Source organism: Streptomyces sp. NPDC088194, from assembly GCF_040702025.1.
In the GTDB taxonomy this organism is placed as follows: Bacteria; Actinomycetota; Actinomycetes; order Streptomycetales; family Streptomycetaceae; genus Actinacidiphila.
Genome location: NZ_JBFBIV010000104.1, coordinates 1 through 24,942, shown reverse-complemented (window position 1 = coordinate 24,942; position 24,942 = coordinate 1). Strand labels below are relative to the sequence as shown.

The window sequence follows — 24,942 nt, the reverse complement described above, 5'->3', positions numbered from 1 at the left end:
CTCGCCCGCCCCCCCGTCGGCGCCCCCTTGCGCCCCGCCCCGGGGGGGGGGGGGGGCGGGGGGGGGGGGGGGGGGGGGGGGGGGGCGGCGGGGGGGGGGGGGGGGCCCCCCGCCCCCGGGAGGGGTCCGTCAGGACGTCAGGACCTTGGCCAGGCGGTCGACACCCGTGCGGAGCGCCTCTTCCAGCTGCGCGCCGATCTGGGCGCCCATCTGCTCGCTGCCGGGCCCGTCCAGCTCCGCCCGGTGGGTGATCCGTACGCCGTCGCCGGCCGGCGCGATCGCGCACACCGACCGCATCTCGACCTGCCCGCCGATCCGGGTCAGCAGCGTGAAGCCGCTGCCGTCGGTGACGTCGGTGAGGGTGAACGGCACCGGGGCCGTCCGGTTGCCGGACTCCATGGACTGCTCGATCACCCCTTCCGAGCCCGCCGCGAACGGCCCGTCGAGGCGGATCGAGCTCAGCGCGCCGTACCACTCCGGCCACGTGTCGAGATCGGTGTACCGGGCCCAGACCTCCGCACCGGTGACGCCGACCTCGACCCCGTACTCACAGTTCCACATGTGTCCAGCCTCTCCGTTCCCGCGGCCGCGCGGCCGCGATATCGCCGTCCCCGCCATCAACGCATCGCGGCCCGGCGGCGCTCCAGGGCGGGGACCCCCAGAAGTACCGTCCGGCAGCCCCTACAAGGGCTCTGGGCAGGGCAGTTGGGGTGGTGCCGGGCCGCTCGCAGGTAGGGGGGTCACCCAGGTCCTTTAGGGGGCGGTTGATCTGGTTCGGCCACTCGCGGAGTCGATTCAATGAAGCGCCCGTGGTGGTCGAGCAGAGACTGGGAGCCGAAAGTGATCAAACTTCCCGAGGCCGACGGAACATTGACGTCGTACGAGCCGAACGCCTCGCCGCGCGTCTTCACGCCCGACGACTCGCCGTTCGCCAAGCGGAGCCCACTGGCCACCGCGCACGTGCTGGGCGACCCGCTCGCGGCCAACGAGCCGTTCGGGCCGCCGATGGGCCCGCCGCCGCCCCAGCCGATCGACTGGGAGGCGTCCATGGCCTACCGGCGCCACCTGTGGGCGCACGGCTACACGCTCGCCGAGGCGCTCGACACCGCGCACCGCGGCATGGGCCTGGACTGGCCGACGTCGGTGGAGCTGATCCGCCACTCCGCCGCCGAAGCCCGCGCGGTGGGCGGCCGGATGGCCGTCGCGATCACCACCGACCAGCTCGACCCGTTCTCGCCGGCCAGCGTCAAGGACGTCCGGCTCGCGTACGAGCAGCAGCTGGAGGTCGTGGAGGCCGCCGGCGCCACCGCGATCATCATGTGCAGCCCGCAACTGGCGGCCGCCACCCAGGACCCCGCCGACTACGCCGAGTTGTACGGCGCGCTGCTGCGGCAGTGCTCGAAGCCGGCGATCCTGCACTGGATCACCTCCGTGTGGGACCCGCGCCACACCGGCTACTGGGGCCAGATGGACGTGGACAGCGCCTACGGTGCGCTGCTGGCGATCGTCCGCGACAACATCGACAAGGTCGACGGTGTGAAGGTGGCGCTGCTGCCCGCCGAGCAGCAGGTGCAGATGCGCCGGCTGCTGCCGGAAGGCGTGCGGTTCTACACCAGCGACACCGACCGCTACCCGGAGCTGTTCGCCGGCGACGAGCAGGGCTTCAGCGACGGCCTGACCCCGGTCTTCGACCCGATCGCGCCGCTGGCGGCCGAGGCGCTGCGCGCCCTGGACCGCGGTGACACCGCGCACGGCCGCCAACTGCTGGACTCCACCGTGCCGTTGTGCGCCCACCTCTTCGAGGGCCCGGGCCGCAGCACGTTCTTCTTCAAGACCGGCCTGGTCTTCCTCGGCTGGCTGGGCGGTCACAGCGCGCACACCCGCATGGTGTGGGGCGAGCAGTCGGCGCGCTCCGTGCCCCACCTGGCCACCGCCTACCGGCTCGCCGACGGCCTGGGCCTGTTCGCCGACCCGGCGCTGGCCGAGCAGCGCATGAAGACCTACCTCGCCACCCACGGGATAGCGCAGTGACCACCGCTGTCGTTCTCGGCGGTGGCCTGGCGGGCCTGTTCGCCGCGACCGTCCTCGCCGACCACGCCGACGAGGTCGTGGTGGTCGAGAGCGACGTGCTGCCCACGACGCCGGCCCCCCGCAACGGGCTGCCGCAGGGCCGGCACAACCACATCCTGATGCGGGGCGGCGCCGAGGCGTTCGACGAACTGCTGCCGGGCACCACCGAGTTGCTGATGGCGGCCGGCGCCAAGCGGCGCGGCCTGCCCGGCGGCACGCTGACCCGCGGTCCGCGCGACTGGTTCCAGCGGCACCGTACGGACGCCTACCTGCTGCTGTGCGGGCGCGACACGCTCGACCACGTGGTGCGCGGCCAGGTGCTGGGCGCCGCCCGCCTGACGATGCGGCAGGGCGTCAAGGCCGTGGCGCTGACCGGGGACGCCCAGCGCGTCACCGGCGTGCGGATCAAGCCGCTCGAATCCGGCCAGGACACGCGGGAGGAGACGATCGCCGCGGACCTGGTGGTCGACGCCACCGGCCGCCGCTCCGACGGCCCGCGCTGGCTGGCGGAGCTCGGCGTGGCGGCGCCCCGGGAGGACTTCGTCGACGCCGGGTTCGCCTACGCCAGCCGCTGGTACCAGGCGCCCGAGGGGACGGAGGACTTCCCCGGCGTGATGATCCAGGTGCAGCCCGGCACCGGCGAGCCGGGCCGCGGGATCGCGATCCTGCCGAACGACAACGGGCGCTGGATCGTCACCAGGTTCGGCAGCCGCGGCGGCGAACCCCCCACCGACGAGAAGGAGTTCGTCTCCGACTGCGGTGACTGGGAGGACCCGCTGGTGTCGCGGCTGCTGTCCCGGGCCAAGCCGCTCAGCGACATCCGCTCCTACCGGCGGATGCCCAACTGGCGGCGCCACTACGAGAAGCTGCCCCTGCCCGAGGGGTACTTCGTGATCGGCGACGCCGCCTCGGCGCTCAACCCGACCTACGGCACCGGCATGTCGGTGGCCGCCCGCTCCGCCCTGGTGCTGCGCGCGGAGCTGCGGCGCACCGGACTCGGGCCGGGCCTGGGCCGCCGGGTGCAGCGGGGCGTCGCCAAGGCGAACGCGTTCGCCTGGCAGAACGCGGTCAGCAACGACCTGTTCTTCCCCGGCGTCACCTCCAGCGTGCCGGTGCGCGGCGCCGCCTTCCAGACCTGGATGGCGGCTCGGGTGGCACACGTGGCGGCCCGCGACCGGACGGTGTCCGACATCGCCTTCACCGTGGGCACGTTCTGCGCGCCACCCAGCCGGATGTTCTCCCGCGCCTTCATGTGGCCGGTGATCCGCGGGCCGCGCCGTCCGCCGCTCACCGCGCAGCAGGCGATCGAGCAGTTCCCGGAGTTCGGCGACCTGCTCGCACCGGAACCCGTCACCGACCCCCGGTAGTGCCGTGACCGCGAGGGTCCACCTGCTCGCGGTGCCCGTAGGGGCGCTCCGCCTCCGCCTTCGGCGGGTGGAAGCGCCCGCGGCTAAGCCAGGGGGAGTGCCCGCGGCGCCGGCGGGACCGCCCGTGCGAGCCCGTCACCAGGACGGTGCCGCACCGGGCGGTCCCACCGCGCCGGGCACCGCGCGCCGACCGGCGAAAGCCCCTCGCGGTCACAGCACCAGCGGCCGCCGCTCGGGGGAGCGACATGTCACTCGGTACCAGTCAAGGGGGTGCCCCGCATGAGCGGCGAGCAACGACTTCCCGGAACCACCGCAGAGCCGGTGGACGGCGGCCTGCCGTCCGGTGACGCGCAGGCGTCCCGGGCCGTCCCCTGGGTCCTGCACGGACGCGACGAGCAAGCGCTGCGGGCCCAGGCCGGCCGGCTGCTGTCCTGGCTCACCGGGCCCGAGGCGGAGGCCGGCGGGTCCGCGCCCGACATCGGCCTGTCGCTGGTGACCACCCGGTCCGTGCTCGGCCACCGCGGGGTGGCGGTCGGCACGGACCGCGCCGACCTGCTCGCCGGCGTGGCCGCCCTGGCCGGCCACGGGCTGGGCGGCACCGTCGTCAGCGGCCCGGTGCGGCCCGCGGGCAGCACCCGGGTGGCGTTCGTCTTCCCCGGACAGGGCTCGCAGTGGCCCGCGATGGCCGGTGAACTCCTCAGCACCGCACCGGCGTTCGCCGAACGTATGGCGGAGTGCGCGCGGGCGCTGGAGCCCTTCGTGGACTGGGAACCGATGGACGTGCTGCGCGAGCGGCCCGGCGCCCCGTCACTGGAGCGGGTCGACGTGGTGCAGCCGCTGCTGTGGGCGATGATGGTGTCGCTCGCGGCCTTGTGGCGCTCCTACGGCGTGGAACCGGACGCGGTCGTCGGCCACTCGCAGGGCGAGATCGCCGCCGCCTGCGTGGCGGGGGCGCTCTCGCTGTCCGACGGCGCCCGGATCGTCGCCCTGCGCAGCCGCCTGATCGCCGAGGAACTCGCCGGTCTCGGCGGGATGATGTCGGTCCCGCTGCCCGCCGCCGAGACGCAGGAGCGGCTGCGCGCCTGGCAGGGCCGCGTCCAGCTCGCCGCCGTCAACGGGCCCGGCTCCGTCGTGGTCTGCGGCGACACCGCGGCACTGGACGAGATCTTCGACCAGCTCACCGCGCAGGACGTCCGCGTCCGCAGGATTCCGGTGGACTACGCCTCCCACTCGCACTACGTGGAGCAGCTCAAGGACAAGCTGCTCGCGGTGCTGGCGCCGGTCGCCCCGCGCTCCTCGACCGTGCCGTTCTACTCCACCGTGACCGGCGCGGCACTGGACACCGCCGCCCTGGACGCCGGGTACTGGTTCACCAACCTGCGCAGCACGGTGCGCTTCGAGGAGGCCACCCGGGCGCTGCTCGCCGACGGGCACGGCCTGTTCGTGGAGTCCAGCCCGCACCCGGTGCTGCGGCTGGGCCTCCAGGAGACCGTGGACGCGACCGGCGCCGAGGCCCGCGTGGTCGGCTCGCTGCGGCGCGGCGAGGGCGGCCTGCTCCGCCTGACCACCTCGCTGGCCGAGGCGTCGCTGGCCGGTGCCCCGGTGCAGTGGCGCGCGTCCTTCACCGGCACCGCCGCACGCGTCGTGGACCTGCCCACCTACGCCTTCCAGCACCGGCGCTACTGGGCGCGCCCGGACCAGGACGCGACGAGCTTCGCCGCCGCGGGCCTCGATCCGGCCGGCCACCCGCTGCTGGGCGCCGTGGTCACCTCCTCCACCTCCGGCGAGACCGTCTTCACCGGCCGGCTGTCGCTGCCGGCCCAGCCGTGGCTCGCCGACCACGAGGCACTCGGCGCCGTCCTGCTGCCCGGCGCGGCGTTCGTGGACCTCGCGCTGCACGCCGGCGCGCGGACCGGCTGCGAGCTGCTGCGCGAACTGACCCTGCAGGCACCGCTCGTGCTGCCCGACGAGGGCTGGGTCCAGCTCCAGGTGACCGTGGGCGCCGAGGGGCCGGACGGCGAACGCGCGGTCACCGTCCACTCCCGCGCCGAGGACGCCGACGGCCCCTGGACCCGGCACGCCGCGGGCGTGCTCGACCCGGGCCCGGCCGCCGCGCTCGCCGCGATCCCCGAATGGCCGCCGCCCGGCGCGGAGCCGATCCCGCTCGACGGCGCCTATCCGCGGCTGCTGGAGCGCGGCCACGCCTACGGGCCGGCCTTCCAGGGCCTGAAGTCCGCCTGGCGGCACGGCGAGGAGATCTACGCCGAGGTCGCCCTCGCCGAGGAGGAGGGTGCCGCCGCCGCGCACTTCGCCGTCCACCCGGCGCTGCTCGACGCCGTGCTCCACGCCGACCTGGTGGCCGGCGGCGGCGACCCGGACGCCTCGCGCGGCGCTGTCCTGCCGTTCGCCTGGAACGGGGTGTCGCTGCACGCCTCCGGCGCCACCACCGCGCGCGCCGTACTGCGGCCGGCCGGCCCCGACGCGGTCCGGATCGACGTGTTCGACGGCACCGGGCGGCCGGTGCTCGCGGTGGAGTCGCTGGTCGCCAAGGCGGTCTCCGCCCGGCAGTTGGCCTCCGCGGGCGCGACGCGGGGCCCGGTGCCCCACGCGGTCCGGTGGACCGCGGCGCCGCGAGCCGAGGAGGCGGCCGCGCTCCCCGCGTGCGCGGTCGTCGGCGACGGCCGCGCGGCGAAGGCACTCGCCGCCGCGACCGGCGCCGCCCGCCACGCCGACCTCGCCGCGCTGGCGTCCGGGCTCGGCACCGGAACACCGCCCGGTGTGGTGGTGCTCTGCGCCGCGGCGGAACCGGCGGAAGTGTCGGAACCGGCGGAATTGTTGGAACCGGCGGAAGCGGCGGAATTGTTGGAACCGGCGGAACCCGAGGCGCCCGGCGCGGGCGGCGGGAGCGGCGCTACGGTCCTCGACGCCGTCCGCCGCCGTACCGGACACGTCCTCCACGAGGTGCAGTCGTTCCTGGCCGATCCGCGCTTCCAGGACAGCGTGATGGTCCTCGTCACCACCTCGGCGGTGGCGGCCGGCGGCGGGGAGTCGCCGGACCTCGAACAGGCCCCGCTGTGGGGGCTGGTGCGGTCGGCGCAGGCCGAACACCCCGGCCGCTTCGTGCTGGTGGACACCGGCCCCGACGGTGACCTCGACCCCGAGGCGCTGGCCCGCGTCCTGGCCGACGGCGAACCCGAGGCGGTGGTGCGCGGGGGAGTCGTCCTCACCCCCCGGCTCGCCGCCGCGGCGGCGCCGCAGGACGGCCCGCGCCCGGCGTGGCCGGCCGACGGCACCGTCCTGGTCACCGGCGGCACCGGGGTGCTCGGCGCCCACGTCGCCCGCCACCTCGCGTCCGCGCACGGGGTACGCCGGCTGCTGCTGCTCAGCCGGCGCGGCGAAGCCGCCCCGGGCGCGGCCGAACTGGTCGCGCAACTGGCGGAGTCGGGCGCCGAGGCGAAGGTCGTCGCCTGCGACGTCGCCGATCGGTCGGCCCTGGCCGCGGTGCTGGCCGCGATCCCCGCCGACCGCCCGCTGCGCGCCGTGGTGCACACCGCGGGCGTCCTGGACGACGGCGTCATCGACGCGCTCACCCCGAAGCGCCTCGACGAGGTGCTGCGCGCCAAGGCCGACGCGGCCTGGCACCTGCACGAACTCACCCGCGGGTTCGACCTCGCCGGCTTCGTGCTGTTCTCCTCCGCGGCGGGCACCCTCGGCGCGCCCGGACAGGGCAACTACGCCGCCGCCAACGCCTTCCTCGACGCCCTGGCCGCCCACCGCCGGGCCGCCGGCCTTCCCGCGGCCGCGCTCGCCTGGGGGCTGTGGGCCGACGGCAGCGGGATGACCGGCGCGCTCGACGAGCGCGACATCTCCCGGCTGCGCCGCCAGGGCTTCCCGCCCCTGGAGACCGCGGAGGCGCTCGACCTCCTCGACGCCGCCCTCGCGTCCGTACGCGGACCCGGGTCCGTATCTCCGCCGGAGTCCGCGCCCGAGTCCGTATCCGCGCCCGCACCCGCACCCGTATCCGCGCCCGCCGTCGCGCCGCACGGCTCGCCGTCCGGAAGCGCATCCGGCAGTGCACCTGGCGACGCACCCGTCCCCGTCACCTCCGGCGACCCGGCCTCCGCGCACCGGCTGCTGCTGAAGCTCGACACCACCGCGCTGCGCGCGCAGGCCGCGCAGGGCACCCTCCCGGCCATGCTCCGCGGCCTGGTCCGGACTCCGCCGCGGCGCGCGGCCCGCTCCGGCGGCGACGCCCCGCTGGGCGAGCGGCTGTCCGCCATGGCCCCCGGCGAGCGCGAACGCGCCCTGCTGGAACTGGTGCGCACCCAGGTCGCCGATGTCCTCGGGCACGCCTCCCCGGACGCCGTGGAGGCGGACCGCGCCTTCAAGGAGTTGGGCTTCGACTCGCTGACCGCCGTCGAACTGCGCAACCGGCTGGCCGCCGCGACCGGCCTGCGGCTGCCGGCCACCCTGGTCTTCGACCACCCCTCGGCCCGGGCTGTCGTCCGGCACATGGACCGCGAACTCACCGGGCAGCGCCCCCAGTCGGCGCGGACCCGGGCGGCGGCACTGGACGAACCCGTCGCCCTGGTGGCGATGGCCTGCCGCTTCCCGGGCGGCGTGGAGTCCCCGGAGGACCTGTGGCGGCTGGTCGCCGACGGCACCGACGCGGTCTCGGCGTTCCCCGCCGACCGCGGCTGGGACCTGGAGGAGCTGTACGACCCCGAGCCCGGCAAGCCCGGCAGGACCTACACCCGCTCCGGCGGATTCCTCGACGGCGCCGCCGACTTCGACCCGGACTTCTTCGGGATCAGCCCCAACGAGGCACTGGCCATGGACCCGCAGCAGCGGCTGCTGCTGGAGACCTCCTGGCACCTGTTCGAGCGGGCCGGGATCGACCCGGGAACCCTGCGGGCCACGCCCACCGGGGTGTTCGCCGGCGTGATGTACCACGACTACGCCGACAACAGCGCCACCGGCTCCATCGCCTCCGGCCGGCTGTCGTACCACTACGGCTTCGAGGGCCCGGCGATCACCGTCGACACCGCCTGCTCCTCCTCCCTGGTCGCCCTCCACCTGGCGATCCAGTCGCTGCGCTCCGGCGAGTGCGATCTCGCGCTCGCCGGCGGTGTCACGGTGATGGCCACCGCCGGGGTGCTCGTGGAGTTCGGCACCCAGCGCGGCCTGGCCGCCGACGGGCGGTGCAAGTCGTACGCCGACGCCGCCGACGGCACCGGGTTCTCCGAGGGCGTCGGGCTGCTGCTGGTGGAACGGCTCGCCGACGCCCGCCGCAACGGCCACCCCGTCCTCGCCCTGGTCCGCGGCTCCGCGGTCAACCAGGACGGTGCCAGCAACGGACTGACGGCGCCCAACGGCCCGGCGCAGCAGCGGGTCATCCGCCAGGCGCTGGCCGCGGCCGGGCTCGGCACCGGCGACGTCGACACGGTCGAGGGCCACGGCACCGGCACCACGCTCGGCGACCCGATCGAGGCCCAGGCGCTGCTCGCCACCTACGGCCAGGACCGCTCCGCTGAGCGCCCGTTGTGGCTCGGCTCGATCAAGTCGAACATCGGGCACGCCCAGGCCGCCGCGGGCGTCGCCGGGGTGATCAAGGCCGTGGAGTCCATGCGGCACGGCGTGCTGCCCCGGACGCTGCACGTCGACGAGCCCTCGCAGCAGGTCGACTGGGCCTCGGGCGCGGTACGGCTGCTCACCGAGGCGCAGCCGTGGCCCGAGCCCGGCCGGCCGCGGCGGGCCGGCGTCTCCTCGTTCGGCATCAGCGGCACCAACGCGCATGTGATCGTCGAGCAGGCGCCCGCGGACGCCGCCTCCGACGCCACCACCGGGCAGACCCCCGCGGAGCCCGCCGGAGGTTCCGCGGAGCCGCGACACCCGGAGCACGGACCGGAGTCGGCCGCGGCGTCCGAGCCGGCGTCCGAGCTGGCATCCGAGTCGGCGCCCCGGCCCGTGGTGCCCTGGCTGGTCTCCGCGGCGAGCCCGGACGCCCTCCGGCAGCACGCCCGGCGCCTGGCCGCCCACCTCGCGGACGACCCCGGGCCGAGCCCGGCCGACGTGGCGTTCACGCTCGCCACGGCCCGGTCGCCGCTGGACCACCGGGCCCTGGTCGTCGGTGACGACCGCGACGAGCTGGTCGCGGCACTGGCGGCGCTCGCCGCCGACGACGAGCCGGCCGGGCGGCGCACCACCGGCGGCACCGCCTTCCTCTTCACCGGCCAGGGCGCGCAGCGCCTCGGCATGGGACGCGGACTGTACGACGCCCACCCGCACTTCCGCCGGGCGTTCGACGCCGCGCTGGAGGCGTTCGACCCGCACCTGGACCGGCCGCTGCGCGACGTGATGTGGGGAACCGACCCGGCGGCGCTGGAGCTGACCTGCTACGCGCAGCCGGCGCTGTTCACCGTCGGGATCTCCCTCTACCGGCTGGTCGAGTCGTGGGGCGTGCGGCCCGACTTCCTCGCCGGCCACTCCGTCGGCGAGCTGGTGGCCGCGCGCGCGGCGGGGGTGCTCGGCCTGCCGGACGCCGCCGCGCTGGTGGCCGCCCGCGGGCGGCTGATGCAGGCGCTGCCGGCCGGCGGCGCGATGATCGCCGTGCAGGCCGCGGAGGACGAGGTCCTGCCGCTGCTCTCCGACCGGGTGAGCCTCGCCGCGGTCAACGGCCCGACCTCCGTCGTCATCTCCGGCGCGGCCGGCGCGGCCGAGGAGATCGCCGCCCGCTTCGCCGCGGACGGCCGCCGTACGACCCGGCTGCGGGTCAGCCACGCCTTCCACTCGCCGCTGATGGAACCGATGCTGGCGGAGTTCCGCGCGGTGGCCTCCGCGCTGTCCTACCGGCCGCCCGCGCTCCCGGTGGTCTCCGCGGTGACCGGCCGGCAGGCGGGGGAGGAGCTGCTGTGCGACCCGGAGTACTGGGTCCGGCACGTGCGCGAGACCGTGCGCTTCCACGACGTGGTGCGCCACCTCGACGAGCGCGGGGTGTCCACGCACCTCGAACTCGGCCCCGACGCGGTGCTCGCCACGATGGGGCCCGACTGCCTCACCGGTGAGCGCGACGTCGCCTTCGTCCCCGCGACGCGCCGCGATCGCCCCGAGGCGCGGGAACTCGTCACCGCCGTCGCGCGGGCGCACTCCCGCGGTGTGCCGGTGGACTGGGCGGCGTTCTTCGACGGCACCGCGGCCCGCCGGGTGGACCTGCCCGTCTACCCCTTCCAGCACCGGCACTTCTGGCTGGAGTCGGCCTCGCACGGCGGCGACCCGGCCCGGGTCGGTCAGGCGCCGGCCCGGCACCCGCTGCTGGGCGCGCTGGTCACCGTCCCGGACTCCGGCGCGCTGGTGCTCACCGGCCGGCTCACCGCCGCGGGTGCGCCGTGGCTGGCCGACCACGACCTGCTCGGCACCCCGGTCCTGCCCGCCACCGCTCTGGTCGACCTCGCCCTGCACGCCGCCGGGCACGCCGGCTGCGACACCCTGCGCGAACTGACCGTCGAACTGCCCCTGGCAGTCACCGGCGACGGCTCCACCGCGCTGCGCGTCGTGGTGGACGGCCCGCGGCCCGACGGCAGCCGCCCCGTCTCCGTCCACTCGCGTCCCGACGCCGACCCGGACGCCCCCTGGACCCGGCACGCCTCCGGTGTCGTCGAGGGACCGCAGGCTCCGGAGCCGCCCGCGCCGCGCCCGGAGGCGGACTGGCCGCCCGTCGGCGCCGTCCCGCTCGCCCTCGGCGACGCCTACGAGCGCCTGCTGGCCGCCGGATACGGCTACGGTCCGGCGTTCCAGTGCCTGCGGGCCGCCTGGCGGCTCGGCGACGACCTGTGCGCCGAGGTCGAGCCGGTGCGGGACGCCGAGCCGCGGGCGGAAGGCTTCAGCGTGCACCCGGCCCTGCTCGACGCCGTGTTCCACGCCGAACGGCTGGCCGGGGAGGGCGACGCGGCACCGGTCGTCCCGGGTACGTGGCGGGGTGTCCGGCTGCGCGCCGCCGCGGGCGCCGACGCGCTGCGGGCACGGATCACCCCCGGCCCGGAGGGCCGCGCACTGGTGGTCACCGACAGCGCCGGCCGGCTCGTGCTCACCGCCGACTCGGTGGCATCCCGCGCGGTCACCCCCGGTGAACTCGCCGCCGCCGACCGGACCGACCACCCGGTGCTCCACACCCTGCGCTGGACGCCGGCCCCGCCCGCTCCCGCCGGGACGGCGGTCGCCGGATGGACGTTCCTCGGCCGCCCCGAGCCGCTGTTCGACCCGGTGTCGCCGGGCCACGCCGACCTCGACGCGCTGCTCGCGGCCATCGACGCCGACGAGCAGGCCCCGGCCACCGTGGTCCACGTGTGCGCGACCGCCGCCCCCGACCCGGAACTGCCCGCGCTGCTGCGGCGCTGGGCGGACGACCCGCGGCTCGCCGCGGTGCGGCTCGTCGTCGCCACCAGCGGGGCGGTGGCCGCCGGCACGGAACCCGGGCAGGACCCGGCGCCCGACCCCGAAGGCGCCCGCGCCTGGGGACTGGTGCGGGCCGCCCGCGCGGAGGGCCTGGGCCGGCCGGTCGTGGTGGACCTCGACCCGTCCGCCGACCCGGACCGCGCGCTCGCCGCCGCGCTGGCCTGCGGCGAACCCGAGACGGCCGTCCGTGGCGGTGAGGTGCTGCTGCCGCGGCTCACCGCCCCGGACGGCGCCGGCCTCCCCCCGCGGGGTCCGGCCGGCTGGGACCCGGACGGCACCGTGCTCGTCACAGGGGACACGGCCGCGGGCACGCTGCTCGCCCGCCACCTCGCCGCCACGCACGGCCTTCGGCGCCTGACGCTGGTGCGCGCACCCGGTGACCCGCAGACGGCCGTGCCGGACGCGGCGGTGACCGTCACCACCTGCGACCTGGCCGACCGTACGGCGCTGGCGGCGCTGCTGGACGCGATTCCCGAGGCGCATCCGCTGACCGCGGTGGTGCACATCGCGGCCGACGGCCCGCGGGCCACCACGGTGAGCGGCCTCGACTCCGGGACGGAATCCGGGATCGGAACCGAATCCGCGACCGGGACCCAGGTCGCCGCGGCCCGGCGGGCCGACGACGCGTGGCACCTGCACGAGGCCGTCCGCGACGCCGCTCCCGCCGCCTTCGTCCTGGTGTCGGCGGCCGACGCCCTCCTCGGGGAGATCGGCACCACGGACGCGGCCATGGCCCACGCGTCCTTCGAGTTGCTGGCCGCGCACCGCCGCGCGCGCGGACTGCCCGCGGTCTGCCTCGCGCACGGGCCGTGGCGCACCGCCGCCCCGGACCGGCCCGGCGCCCCGGACCACGCCGGTGGCGCCGAGCACCCCGACCGCCCGGGTTTCCCGACCCTCACCGCCGAGGAAGGGCTCGCGCAGTTCGACGCGGCGCTGGCTCTCGGCGCGACGCACTGCGTACTGGCGCGCCTCGACCACGCGGCGCTGCGCGCCCGGGCCGGCGAACTCCCGCACGTGCTGCGGGCGGTGGTGCACGCCCCGGTCCGCCGCGCCCGCGCCGAGGAGGACGCGCCGCTGATCCGCCGGCTCGCCGGACTGGCCCCCGAGGAACGCGACCGGACCCTGCTGGCCGCCGTCCGCGAGCACGTCGCCGCCGTCCTCGGCCACGCCTCGGCCGCGGCCGTCGACCCCGACCGGGCCTTCCAGGAGATGGGATTCGACTCCCTCGCCGCCGTGGAACTGCGCAAACGGCTGAGCGCCGCCGCCGGGGTGTGGCTGCCCGCCACCCTGGTCTTCGACCACCCCACCTCGCGGGCGGTCACCGAGCGGCTCGGCGCGGCCCTCGACGGCGGGACCGGCCCCCGGCAGCCGGTGTTCGCGGAATTCCGGCGGCTGGAGGACGCCCTCGCCGAGGCGACCCCGGACGACGCGGAGGCGGCCCGGATCACGGCCCGGCTGGAGAGCCTGCTGCGCAGGTGGCGCGACCGGCGGGACGGCGTCGCGGCCGAGGCGGAAGGGGCCTACGAGTCGGCCTCGGACGAAGAGCTGTTCCAGGCACTCGACGACCTCGAGATTGGTTGATGGCGATGGCGAACGAGGAGAAGCTCCGCGACTACCTCAAGCGCGCGATGGCCGACCTGCACCAGGTGCGGCGCCATCTTCGCGAGGTCGAGGCGAAGGAGCACGAGCCCATCGCCATCGTGTCGATGAGCTGCCGGTTCCCCGGCGACGTGCACACCCCGGAGCAGTTGTGGGAGCTGGTGGCCGAGGGCCGCGACGGCATCTCCGCCTTCCCCGACAACCGCGGCTGGGACCTGGCGGCGCTGTACGACCCGGAGCCGGCCACCCCCGGGAAGACCTACGCCCGCGAGGGCGGATTCCTGCACGACGCCGGCGAGTTCGACGCCGACTTCTTCCGGACCAGCCCCCGCGAGGCCGCGGAGACCGACCCGCAGCAGCGGCTGCTGCTGGAGGCCGCCTGGGAGCTCCTGGAGCGGGCGAACATCCCGCCCGACTCGCTCAAGGGCAGCCCCACCGGGGTCTTCGCGGGCGTCGTCTACCACGACTACGCCGCCGCCGGAGTCGGCAGCCTCGCCAGCGTCGCGTCCGGCCGTATCTCGTACTGCCTCGGCCTGGAAGGGCCGGCCATCACCGTCGACACCGCCTGCTCCGCGTCGCTGGTCTCCGTGCACCTGGCCATGCAGGCGCTCAGGTCCGGCGAGTGCTCGCTGGCCCTGGCCGGCGGCGCCACGGTGATGACCACCCCGACGTCCTTCGTCGGCTTCAGCCAGGAGCGCGGGCTCGCCCCCGACGGCCGCTGCAAGTCCTTCTCCTCCGACGCCGACGGCACCGGCTGGGGCGAGGGAGTCGGGCTGCTGCTGCTGGAACGGCTCACCGACGCCCGCCGCAACGGCCACCCCGTCCTCGCCCTGGTCCGCGGCTCCGCGGTCAACCAGGACGGCGCCAGCAACGGCATGTCGGCGCCCAACGGCCCCTCCCAGCAGCGGGTCATCCTCCAGGCGCTCGCCAACGCGCAACTGTCCCCGCAGGACGTCGACGCCGTCGAGGGGCACGGCACCGGCACGCGGCTGGGCGACCCCATCGAACTCCAGGCCCTGCTGGCCACCTACGGGCAGCAGCGCGACCCCGGCCGGCCGCTGTGGCTCGGCTCGATCAAGTCCAACATCGGGCACGCCCAGGCCGCGGCCGGGGTCTCCGGGATCATCAAGATGGTCCAGGCGATGCGTCACGACACCCTGCCGCGCTCCTTGAACATCAAGGAACCCGTGTCGGAGGTCGACTGGACCTCCGGCCACATCCGCCTCCTCACCGAGGCCCGCCCCTGGACCCGAGCGGACCACCCGCGCCGCGCGGGGGTCTCCGCGTTCGGCCTGAGCGGCACCAACGCGCACGTCATCATCGAGGAGGCCCCCGACGACGACCCGGCCGAGGCCGACCAGCAGGGCACGCTCCCGGACGTCCTGCGCACCCAGGCACAGCGCCTGCGCTCGCAGGTCGAGGAACTCGCCTCCTCCGTCGTCATCCCGGTCGTCGGCCGCAGCATGGACGAGATCTGGGCCCCCAACCAGCGCGGCCGCACGCACCCGAAACCGTCCGCCCCCGCCGTGCCGCTGCCCCTCTCCGCACACAGCGGCACGGCACTGTCCGCCCAGGCCCGCCGGCTGCTCGACCACGCCGCCACCGGCAGCCACAGCGTCATGGACCTCGGCTACTCCCTTGCCACCACCCGCTCCGCGCTACGCCACCGCGCGGTGGTCGTCGCGCAGGACCGCGCCGAATACCTGCGCGGCCTGGAGGCGTTGGCGACCGGCGAGGTGCGGGCGGACGTCTTCCAGGGTGCGGTGGCGGAGGGCCTGACCGCGTTGGTGTTCACGGGGCAGGGTGCGCAGCGGTTGGGGATGGGGCGGGAGTTGTGTGGGGCGTTTCCGGTGTTCGCGGCGGCCTTCGACGAGGCGGTGGCGGAGTTGGACCGCCATCTCGGGTTTTCGTTGCGGGAGGTGTTGTGGGGCTCGGACGCGGCCCGGGTGAACGACACCGTCATTGCCCAGGCGGGGTTGTTCGCGTTCGAGGTGGCGTTGTTCCGGTTGGTCGAATCATGGGGAGTACGGCCGGACTTCGTGGTGGGTCACTCGATCGGTGAGGTGGCGGCTGCGTGTGTGGCCGGGGTGTGGTCGGTCGAGGACGCGGCGCGGGTGGTGGCGGCGCGGGGGCGGTTGATGCAGGCGTTGCCGGCGGGCGGGGCGATGGTGGCGATCGGGGCCTCCGAGGCCGAGGTGTGCGCGGAACTGCCGCAAGGCGTGTCCATCGCTGCGGTGAACGGTCCGTCGTCGGTGGTGGTGTCCGGGGTCGAGGACGCCGTGGCCGAAGTGGCGGAGGTGTTCGCGGGGCGGGGCCGTCGGACGAGCCGCCTGCGGGTGAGCCACGCGTTCCATTCCGCCCTGATGGAGCCGATGTTGGCGGAGTTCGGGGAGGTGCTGGACGGAGTGTCGTTCGCGACGCCGACGATTCCGGTCGTGTCGAACGTGACGGGCGCCCTCGCGACGGCCGAGGACCTGTGCAGCCCCGACTACTGGGTGCGGCACGTACACGAACCGGTCCGCTTCCTCGACGGCGTCCGCCACCTCGGGCAGAAGGGCGTCACCACCTTCCTCGAAGTCGGCCCCGACGCCGCGCTCACCCCGGTCGTCCCCGACTGCCTGCCCGACGACGGCGACCACGCCTGCGTACCGCTCCAGCGCCGCGACCGCGGCGAGGAACGGGAGGCGGTCAGCGCCCTCGCGCTCCTCCACGTCCGAGGCGTGCCCGTCGACTGGTCCGCCTTCTACGCCGGCCGCGACGCCCGCGCGGTGGACGACCTGCCCACGTACGCCTTCCAGCGCAAGTGGTACTGGTGGCAGGACGCCGACGGGGGCACGGCACCCGGCGCGACCGGCGGCGACCCCACCGACAGCGCGCTGTGGGACAGCCTCGAACGCACCGGCCTGCCCGAACTCGCCGCGCACCTGAAGGTCGGCGTCGACGCCCTCGGCCAGGTGGTGCCGGCGATGACCGAGTGGCGCCGCGGCCGGCGCGAGCGCGCGACCACCGACACGTGGCGCTACCAGGTCGGCTGGCGGCCCGTCACCACCCCCGCTCCCACCGGCCCGCAGGGAACCTGGACGGTCGCCGTCCCCGCCGGACTCGACGACGACGAAGCCGTCCGCACCGTCCTGGACGCCCTCACCGCGCACGGCGCCGACCGCCTCGCCCTGATCCGCGTCGACGCCGACGACGACCGCGCCGGCCTGGCCGTACGGCTGACCGAGCAGGCCGCCGACGGCCCGCTCGGCACCGTCGTCTCCCTGCTCGCCTTCGACACCACCGGGCATCCGCGCCACCCCGCCCTCACCCGCGGCTGCGCGGAAACGCTCCTGCTCGCCCAGGCACTCGCGGACGCCGCGCCCGACGCCCGCCTGTGGTGCGTCACCCGGCAGGCCGTCGCGGCCACCGCCACCGAACCCGCCGACCCCTACCAGGCGCTGCTGTGGGGCCTCGGCATCGGCCTCTCCCTGGACCGCCCCGACGCCTGGGGCGGCCTGGTGGACCTGCCGGAGACCGTCGACGCGGCCGCCGCCCGCACCCTGTGCGCCATCCTCGCCGCAGACGGTGGCGAGGACCAGCTCGCCGTACGCCCCGGCGCCCTCCTGGCCCGCCGCATGCTGCGCGCGCCACGGGACGGCGCCACCGCGCCGCGCACCTGGCGGCCCGAGGGGACCACCCTGATCACCGGCGGGACCGGCGGCCTCGGCGCGCACGTCGCCCGGATGCTCGCCGACCTCGGCGCCGCACACCTGGTGCTCACCAGCCGCCGCGGCCCGGCAGCCGAGGGCGCCGACGACCTGCGCGCGGAACTCGCCGCCCGCGGCACCCGCACCACCGTCGTCGCCTGCGACGTCGCCGACCGCGCCTCCCTCGCCGCGCTGCTGGACTCCCTGCCCGCCGACGCGCCCCTGCACGTCGTGCACGCCGCCGGGGAACTCCAACGACTCGCGTCCGTCACGGAGTTGACCGTCGAGGAGGTGAACCAGGCCGCCCATGCCAAGGTGGTCGGCGCCGCCCTGCTCGACGAACTGCTCGCCGACCGCGAGCCGGCGACGTTCGTCCTGTTCTCCTCCGGCGCCGCCGTCTGGGGCAGCACCGGCCAGGCCGGCTACGCCGCCGCCAACGCGTTCCTCGACGCCCTCGCCCACCGCCGCCGCGCCCAGGGCCGGACCGCCACCTCGATCGCCTGGGGCTCGTGGGACGGCGGCATGGTCGACGCCGAACTCGCCGCCACCATGCGGCGCCTCGGCGCACCCCCCATGCCGCCCCATCTCGCCGTCGGCGCGCTGCGGACCGCCCTGGACCACGACGAGCACCACCTCGTGGTCGCCGACATCGACTGGGCCCGCTTCGCCCCCGTCTACACCATGGCCCGACCCCGGCCGCTGCTCGACGGCCTGCCGGAGACCCGCGGCGCCCTCACCGCGGCACCCGCGCAGGACCCTGCCGCCGGCGCGGCCCTGCGGGACAAGCTCGCCACGATGTCGCCCGCCCGCCGCAGGCACACCGTGGTCGACCTGGTCCGCAACCACGTCGCGGCCCTGCTCCACTACGACGACCCGGGCGAACTCGACACCGCCCGGCCCTTCACCGACCTCGGATTCGACTCGGTCGCCGCCACCGACCTGCGCACCCGCCTCGCCACGGCCGGCGGCGTCCCGCTCGCGGCCACCGTGGTCTTCGACCACGCCACCCCCACCGCCCTCGCCGACCACCTCCTCGCCCGACTCGGCCTGGACGAGCAGGCCCGCGCCACCGCCGTCCTCGCCGAGGTCGAACGCCTGGAGCAGGCAGCCGCCGAACTCACCCCGCAGGAAGTCGAGGAGCACGGCATCGCCGCCCGGCTGCGCGCGCTGACGGCCCGGCTGGCCGGCGACCCGCCCGGCACGGACACCGGCACCGACCCGGCCGCGCCCGGCACGCCGGACGTCGGCGCGCGCCTCGACGAGGCGTCCGCCGACGACGTCCTCGCCTTCATCGACCAGGAGCTGGGGCTGTCCTGACCGACCGCGCAAGCGCCCCGACCGGAGCCGGAATCCAGTCCCCACCGGGACCGAAAGGTGTTGTGAAACAGGGATGGCTGACGACGCCAAGCTGCTGGACTACCTCAAACGTGTCACCGCCGACCTCGCCCAGACCCGGCAGCGGCTGCGCCACGCGGAGGCGGCCGACCACGAGCCGATCGCGATCGTCGCCATGGGCTGCCGCTTCCCCGGAAGCGTCTCCTCACCCGAGGACCTGTGGCGGCTGGTGGCCGGCGACGGCGACGGCATCGCACCGTTCCCCACCGACCGCGGCTGGGACCTGGCGCGCCTCGGCGGTGACGGCGACGCCGGCACCAGCTACGTGCACGAGGGCGGATTCGTCGACGGCGCCGGCGACTTCGACCCCGGCCTGTTCGGCATCGCCCCCCGCGAGGCGCTGGCCATGGACCCGCAGCAGCGGCTCATGCTGGAGATCTCCTGGGAGACCCTGGAGCGCGCCGGCATCGCCCCCGACGCGCTGCGCGGCGCGCCCGTCGGCGTCTTCGTCGGCTCCGGCTTCCAGGACTACGGCGACCTGCTCGACGCCGCCCCCGAGGTCGCCGAGGCGTACCTCGGCACCGCCGCCGTGGCCGCCGTCATCTCCGGCCGCATCTCCTACACGCTGGGCCTCGAAGGCCCCGCCCTGACCGTCGACACCGCCTGCTCCTCCTCCCTCGTCGCCGTGCACCTGGCCGCCAAGGCGCTGCGGCAGCGCGAGTGCACCCTCGCCCTCGCCGGCGGCGTGATGATCATGTCCACCCCCGGCCCGTTCGTCGCCTTCAGCAAGCAGGGCGGCCTCGCCGCCGACGGCCGCTGCAAGTCCTTCTCCGACAGCGCCGACGGCACCGGATGGGCCGAGGGCGCCGGCATCCTGCTGCTGGAACGGCTCAGCGACGCCCGCCGCAACGGCCACCCCGTACTCGGCCTGATCCGCGGCTCCGCGGTCAACCAGGACGGCGCCAGCAACGGCATGTCGGCGCCCAACGGCCCCTCCCAGCAGCGGGTGATCCGGCAGGCCCTGGAGGCCGCCGAACTCACCACCGCCGACATCGACCTCGTGGAGGCGCACGGCACCGGCACCACCCTCGGCGACCCGATCGAGGCCCAGGCCCTGCTGGCCACCTACGGCCGCGGGCGCCCCCAGGACCGGCCGCTGTGGCTCGGCTCCCTCAAGTCGAACATCGGGCACGCCCAGGCCGCCGCCGGCGTCGGCGGCATCATCAAGGCCGTCATGGCCATGCGGCACGGCACCATGCCCAGGACCCTGCACGTCACCGAGCCCTCACACCACGTCGACTGGACCGCCGGCAACGTCAGGCTGCTCACCGAGCCCGTCGCGTGGCCCTCGACCGGGCACCCGCGCCGCGCCGGCGTCTCCGCGTTCGGCCTGAGCGGCACCAACGCGCACGTCATCCTGGAACAGGCGCCGGAGCAGGACGACGAGCACGCCGAGGAGTCCGCGGCCCCGGCCCCCTCCACAGCCGCAGCCGCAGCCGCGGCCACGGCCACGGCCCTGGACCGCCCGGCCGGGCTGCCGCTCGCCTTCACCGTCTCCGCCCGCGGCGCCGACGCGCTGGCCGCACAGGCCGCCCGGCTCGCCGCCCACGTCGGCACCGCGGACCCGCTCGGCACCGCGCACACCCTGGCCACCGGCCGCGCCGCGCTCGAACACCGGGCGGTCGTCGTGGCCCCCGACGGCGCCACCGCACGGACCGCGCTCGCCGCCCTCGCGGAGGGCCGGAGCACCCCCGGCATCGTGCGAGGCGTCGTCGGCGACGGCCTGACCGCGTTCGTGTTCACGGGGCAGGGTGCGCAGCGGTTGGGGATGGGGCGGGAGTTGTGTGGGGCGTTTCCGGTGTTCGCGGCGGCGTTCGATGAGGCGGTGGCGGAGTTGGACCGTCATCTCGGGTTTTCGTTGCGGGAGGTGTTGTGGGGGTCGGATGCGGCCGGGGTGAACGAGACGGTTGTGGCTCAGGCGGGGTTGTTCGCGTTCGAGGTGGCGTTGTTCCGGTTGGTGGAGTCGTGGGGGGTGCGGCCGGAGTTCGTGGTGGGTCATTCGATCGGTGAGGTGGCGGCTGCGTGTGTGGCGGGGGTGTGGTCGGTCGAGGACGCGGCGCGGGTGGTGGCGGCGCGGGGCCGGTTGATGCAGGCACTGCCCGCGGGCGGCGCGATGGTGGCGATCGGGGCATCGGAGGCGGCGATACGGGAGGTGTTGCCGGAGGGTGTGTCGGTTGCTGCGGTGAATGGTCCGTCGTCGGTGGTGGTGTCCGGGGTCGAGGAGGCGGTGCTTGCGCTGGCGGAGGTGTTCGCTGGGCGGGGGTGCCGTACGAGTCGGCTGCGGGTGAGTCACGCGTTCCATTCGGCGTTGATGGAGCCGATGTTGGCGGAGTTCGGCGAGGTACTGGACGGGGTGTCGTTTGCGGCGCCGACGATTCCGGTGGTGTCGAACGTGACGGGTGGCCTCGCGGCGGCGGAGGAGTTGCGCGATCCCGGCTATTGGGTGCGGCATGTGCGGGAGGCGGTGCGGTTCTCCGAGGGCGTCAGCTGGTTGGCGGGTGAGGGGGTGTCGCGCTGGGTCGAGATCGGGCCGGATGCCGTGTTGTCCGGGATGCTCACCCCCTGCCTCGAAGCCGGCGCCGAAGAGGACAGCGCAGCCACCAACACAGCCACCAGCGCGGCCAGTTCGGCGGTCATCGTGCCGCTGGTACGCCGTGATCGCCCCGAGGCGGCGGAAGTCCTCACCGGGGTGGGCCGGTTGTGGACCTCGGGCGTGGCCGTGGACTGGCGCGAGACCTTCACCGGCCCCGCGCCGCGCCAGGTCGCGGACCTGCCCACGTATGCCTTCCAGCGCCGGCACTACTGGGTGGCCCCGCGGCGCACCGCGGGCGACGTCGCCGCCGCCGGGCTCAGCTCGGCCGACCACGCGCTGCTCGGCGCGTCCGTGACGCTGGCCGACTCTGAGGGCACCCTGCTCACCGGCCGGCTGTCCCTTGCCACCCACCCGTGGCTCGCCGACCACCGGATCGGCGGCGCGATCCTCTTCCCCGGCACCGGCTTCGTCGAACTCGCCCTGCGCGCAGGCGAACAGGTCGGCTGCGGAACGCTCGACGAACTCGTCATCGAAGCGCCGCTGGTGCTGCCGGAGCAGGGCGGCGTGCAGATTCAGGTCACCGTCGGCGCGCCGGACACCACGGGCGTACGGCCGTTGGGCGTCCACTCCCGGGCGGAGGAGGCCGCGCCGGACGCGCCCTGGCACCGCCACGCCACCGGAACGCTCTCCATCGCCGCGCCGGCCGCCGACCCCGAGGACCTGCCGCAGTGGCCGCCATCCGGTGCCGAGGAGCTTGCGCTCGACGACATCTACCAGGACCTCGCGGGCGCCGGGCTGGAGTACGGCCCCGTCTTCCAGGGCCTCACCTCGGCCTGGCGCCACGACGGCGCCGTGCTCGCGGAGGTCACCCTCCCGCAGCAGGCCCACGCCGACGCCGAGCGCCTCGGGCTGCACCCCGCCGCCCTCGACGCCGCCCTGCACGCGATCGCCTTCACCGGCGCGGCCGACGGCCAGGCCGCGGTGCCCTTCTCATGGAACGGAGTCGTGCTGCACGCTTCCGGCGCGTCCGGTCTGCGGGTCCGGCTGCGGCGCACCGGACCCGACTCCGTCTCCCTGGAAGCGGCCGACACCGCCGGCCGACCGGTGGCGTCCGTCCAGCAGCTCACCGTCCGCCCGCCGTCCCGCGACGCCATCGCGGCGGCCCGCTCGGCGGGCGACGGCGCGCTGTTCCGGCTGGAGTGGACCCCGCAGGCGGCCCCGGGCGCCGCGACCGCTCCGACCGTTCTGCCATCGGATGTCCAGGTACTGCACAGCGTCCCCGGTGACGACGCCGACGCGGTACGACGGGCCACCCACGCCGTACTGAAGGCGCTCAGGACGCTGCTCGGCGCACAGCACTCCACGCAGGACGTGGACGTGGACGTGGACGTGGACGTGGAGGGGGCGGGAGCCGCTGCCCAGGACGTGGCGCGGGAGGAGGACGGCACCGAAGGGATCGGCACTGAAGGGATCAGTGCCGAACGGGTCGGCGGCGCGGGCCGGTTGGCCGTCGTGACCCGCGGTGCGGCCGGACCTCGCGGGGAGGGGGTCACGGACCTCGCCGGCGCCGCGGTGTGGGGCCTGGTCCGGGCCGCACAGTCCGAGCACCCCGACCGCATCGTTCTCGTCGACCTGGCCGGCGAACCCGACGACGAAGGGCTCGCCGTCGCCCTCGCCAGCGGCGAACCGCAGGTCGCGATGCGTGACGGCCTCGTCCACGTACCGCGCCTCACCCGGCTTCCGCAGGCCCCCGCCCCTTCCGAACCGACCGGCACCGGATCGACCGGCACCGAACCGACGGGCGCTGAACCGACGGGCGCCCAACCGACCGGCACCGCGCCCGCGTTCGGACCCGACAGCACCGTCCTGATCACCGGGGCGACCGGTTCCCTCGGCGGGCTGCTCGCCCGCCACCTCGTGCACCGGTACGGCGTGCGCCGCCTGCTGCTCACCAGCCGCCGCGGCCCCGCCGCGCCCGGCGCCGACGCGCTGCGCGACGAACTCGCCGCCATGGGTGCCGATGTGGACCTCGTGGCGTGTGACGCGGCCGACCGCCAGGCACTCGCCGAGCAACTGCGCCGGACGGCGCCCACCGCGGTCGTCCACGTGGCCGGTGTGCTCGACGACGGCGTCGTCACCGAACTCACCCCCGACCGGATCGACGCCGTGCTGCGCCCCAAGGCGGACGCCGCGCTCCACCTGCATGAGCTCACCGCCGGACTCGGCCTCACCGCGTTCGTCATGTTCTCCTCCGGAGCCGGCGTCCTCGGCGCCCCCGGTCAGGCCAACTACGCCGCCGCCAACGCCTTCCTCGACGCCCTCGCCGAGCACCGCCACGCCCAGGGCCTGCCGGCGCACTCCCTCGCCTGGGGCCCCTGGGCCGACGCGTCCGCCGCCGGCCCCGCCGGGATGGCGGCCGCTCTCGACGCCGGCCAACGGTCCCGCATGTCACGAGGCGGCGTCCTGCCGCTCACCGCCGACCACGGCCTCGCCCTCTTCGACGCCGCCGTCGCCACCGACCGGCCCGCCCTGGTCCCGGTCCGGTTCGACCTGGCCGCGATGCGGCGCCAGGCGGACGACGTTCCGGCGGTCCTGCGCGGTCTGGTCCCGCCGGCTCGGCGACGCCGTGCCGACGGCGGCCAAGACGCCGCCGCCGCGCTGCGCCGGCAGTTGGCCGCCCTCCCGGCAGCAGACTGGCCCGCCGCCTTGCTCGACGTCGTCCTCCAACGCGTCGCGCTCGTCCTCGGTTTCGGCTCCACCGGCGCCGTCGAGCCCGACCGCGCCTTCCGCGACCTCGGCTTCGACTCGCTGGCCGCGGTCGAACTCCGCAACGGCCTCGGCACCGACACCGGTCTGCGCCTGCCGGCCACCCTCGTCTTCGACTACCCCACCGCCACCGTCCTGGCCCGCTACCTGTGCGAGGAACTCGCCGGCCACCACTCCGCCGACACCGCCGCGCCCACCGCCGCCGCTGCCCCGGCCACCGACGACGACCCGATCGTGATCGTCGGGATGGCGTGCCGCTATCCGGGTGGGGTCTCCTCGCCGGAGGATCTGTGGCGGCTGGTGGCGGACGGCGTGGACGCGATCTCGGAATTTCCCGCCAACCGAGGCTGGAATACCGAGGAGTTGTACGACGCGACAGGTGAGCGGCCGAACACGAGTTATGTCCGTGAGGGTGGATTCCTGCACGATGCGGGGGAGTTCGATCCGGCGTTCTTCGGGATCAGTCCGAATGAGGCGTTGATAATGGACCCGCAGCAGCGGTTGTTGCTGGAGGTGTCGTGGGAGGCGCTGGAGCGGGCGGGGATCGACCCGGCGTCGTTGCGGGGAAGCGCGACGGGCGTGTTCGCCGGGATGATGTACCACGACTACGCCGCGAACAGCGGCACCGGCGCGATTGCCTCCGGTCGGATTTCCTACGTGTTCGGCCTGGAGGGGCCGGCGGTGACGGTGGACACGGCGTGCTCCTCCTCACTGGTGGCACTCCACTGGGCGGTGCAGGCGCTGCGTTCGGGCGAGTGCTCGCTCGCGCTGGTCGGCGGTGTCGCGGTGATGGCGACCCCCGAAGCGTTCGTGGAGTTCAGCCGCCAGCGCGGCCTCGCGCGTGATGCCCGGGCGAAGTCCTTCTCCGACGCGGCGGACGGCACGGTGTGGGGTGAGGGCGCGGGAATGCTGGTCGTGGAGCGGCTTTCCGATGCTCGGCGGAGCGGCCACCCCGTTCTGGGTGTGATTCGTGGGATCGCGGTGAATCAGGATGGGGCGAGTAATGGGTTGACGGCGCCGAATGGTCCGGCGCAGCAGCGGGTGATTCGTGCGGCGTTGGGTGCGGCGGGGT

At 75.6% G+C, this 24,942-nt stretch carries 6 protein-coding genes; 5 read left to right on the top strand and 1 reads right to left on the bottom strand.

Features of this window, described 5'->3' with window-relative positions:
- Positions 1-129: 129 nt before the first annotated feature.
- A complete protein-coding gene (locus tag AB0399_RS34905) occupies positions 130-561 on the bottom strand; it encodes an SRPBCC family protein (protein WP_329362512.1) in 432 nt (143 codons plus the stop codon).
- 279 nt (positions 562-840) lie between these two features.
- Between AB0399_RS34905 and AB0399_RS34900 the strand changes: the two genes are divergently transcribed.
- From AB0399_RS34900 to AB0399_RS34880, 5 genes are all read left to right on the top strand, one after another.
- Positions 841-2,031 (top strand): DUF993 family protein, encoded by a 1,191-nt coding sequence (locus AB0399_RS34900; protein ID WP_366414023.1) that lies wholly within the window; start codon positions 841-843, stop codon positions 2,029-2,031.
- Positions 2,028-3,437 (top strand): FAD-dependent monooxygenase, encoded by a 1,410-nt coding sequence (locus tag AB0399_RS34895; protein WP_366414022.1) that lies wholly within the window; start codon positions 2,028-2,030, stop codon positions 3,435-3,437. Before AB0399_RS34900 ends, AB0399_RS34895 begins: the two co-directional genes overlap by 4 nt.
- Before the next feature lie 279 nt (positions 3,438-3,716).
- Positions 3,717-13,469: an SDR family NAD(P)-dependent oxidoreductase gene (locus AB0399_RS34890; RefSeq protein WP_366414021.1), complete on the top strand. Its 9,753-nt coding sequence runs from the start codon at positions 3,717-3,719 to the stop codon at positions 13,467-13,469.
- Positions 13,470-13,474: 5 nt separating this feature from the next.
- Positions 13,475-18,493, top strand: a complete 5,019-nt coding sequence (locus AB0399_RS34885; RefSeq protein ID WP_366414024.1) for an SDR family NAD(P)-dependent oxidoreductase — start codon at positions 13,475-13,477, stop codon at positions 18,491-18,493.
- Positions 18,494-18,566: 73 nt separating this feature from the next.
- The coding region (locus AB0399_RS34880) for a type I polyketide synthase (RefSeq protein ID WP_366414020.1) at positions 18,567-24,942 on the top strand (6,376 nt) is incomplete at its 3' end.

Excerpts from the sequence above, each read along its gene's own strand:
- AB0399_RS34890 (WP_366414021.1), top strand. The coding sequence starts at position 3,717 with ATGAGCGGCGAGCAACGACTTCCCGGAACCACCGCAGAGCCGGTGGAC.
- AB0399_RS34905 (WP_329362512.1), bottom strand. The coding sequence starts at position 561 with ATGTGGAACTGTGAGTACGGGGTCGAGGTCGGCGTCACCGGTGCGGAG.
- AB0399_RS34885 (WP_366414024.1), top strand. The coding sequence starts at position 13,475 with ATGGCGAACGAGGAGAAGCTCCGCGACTACCTCAAGCGCGCGATGGCC.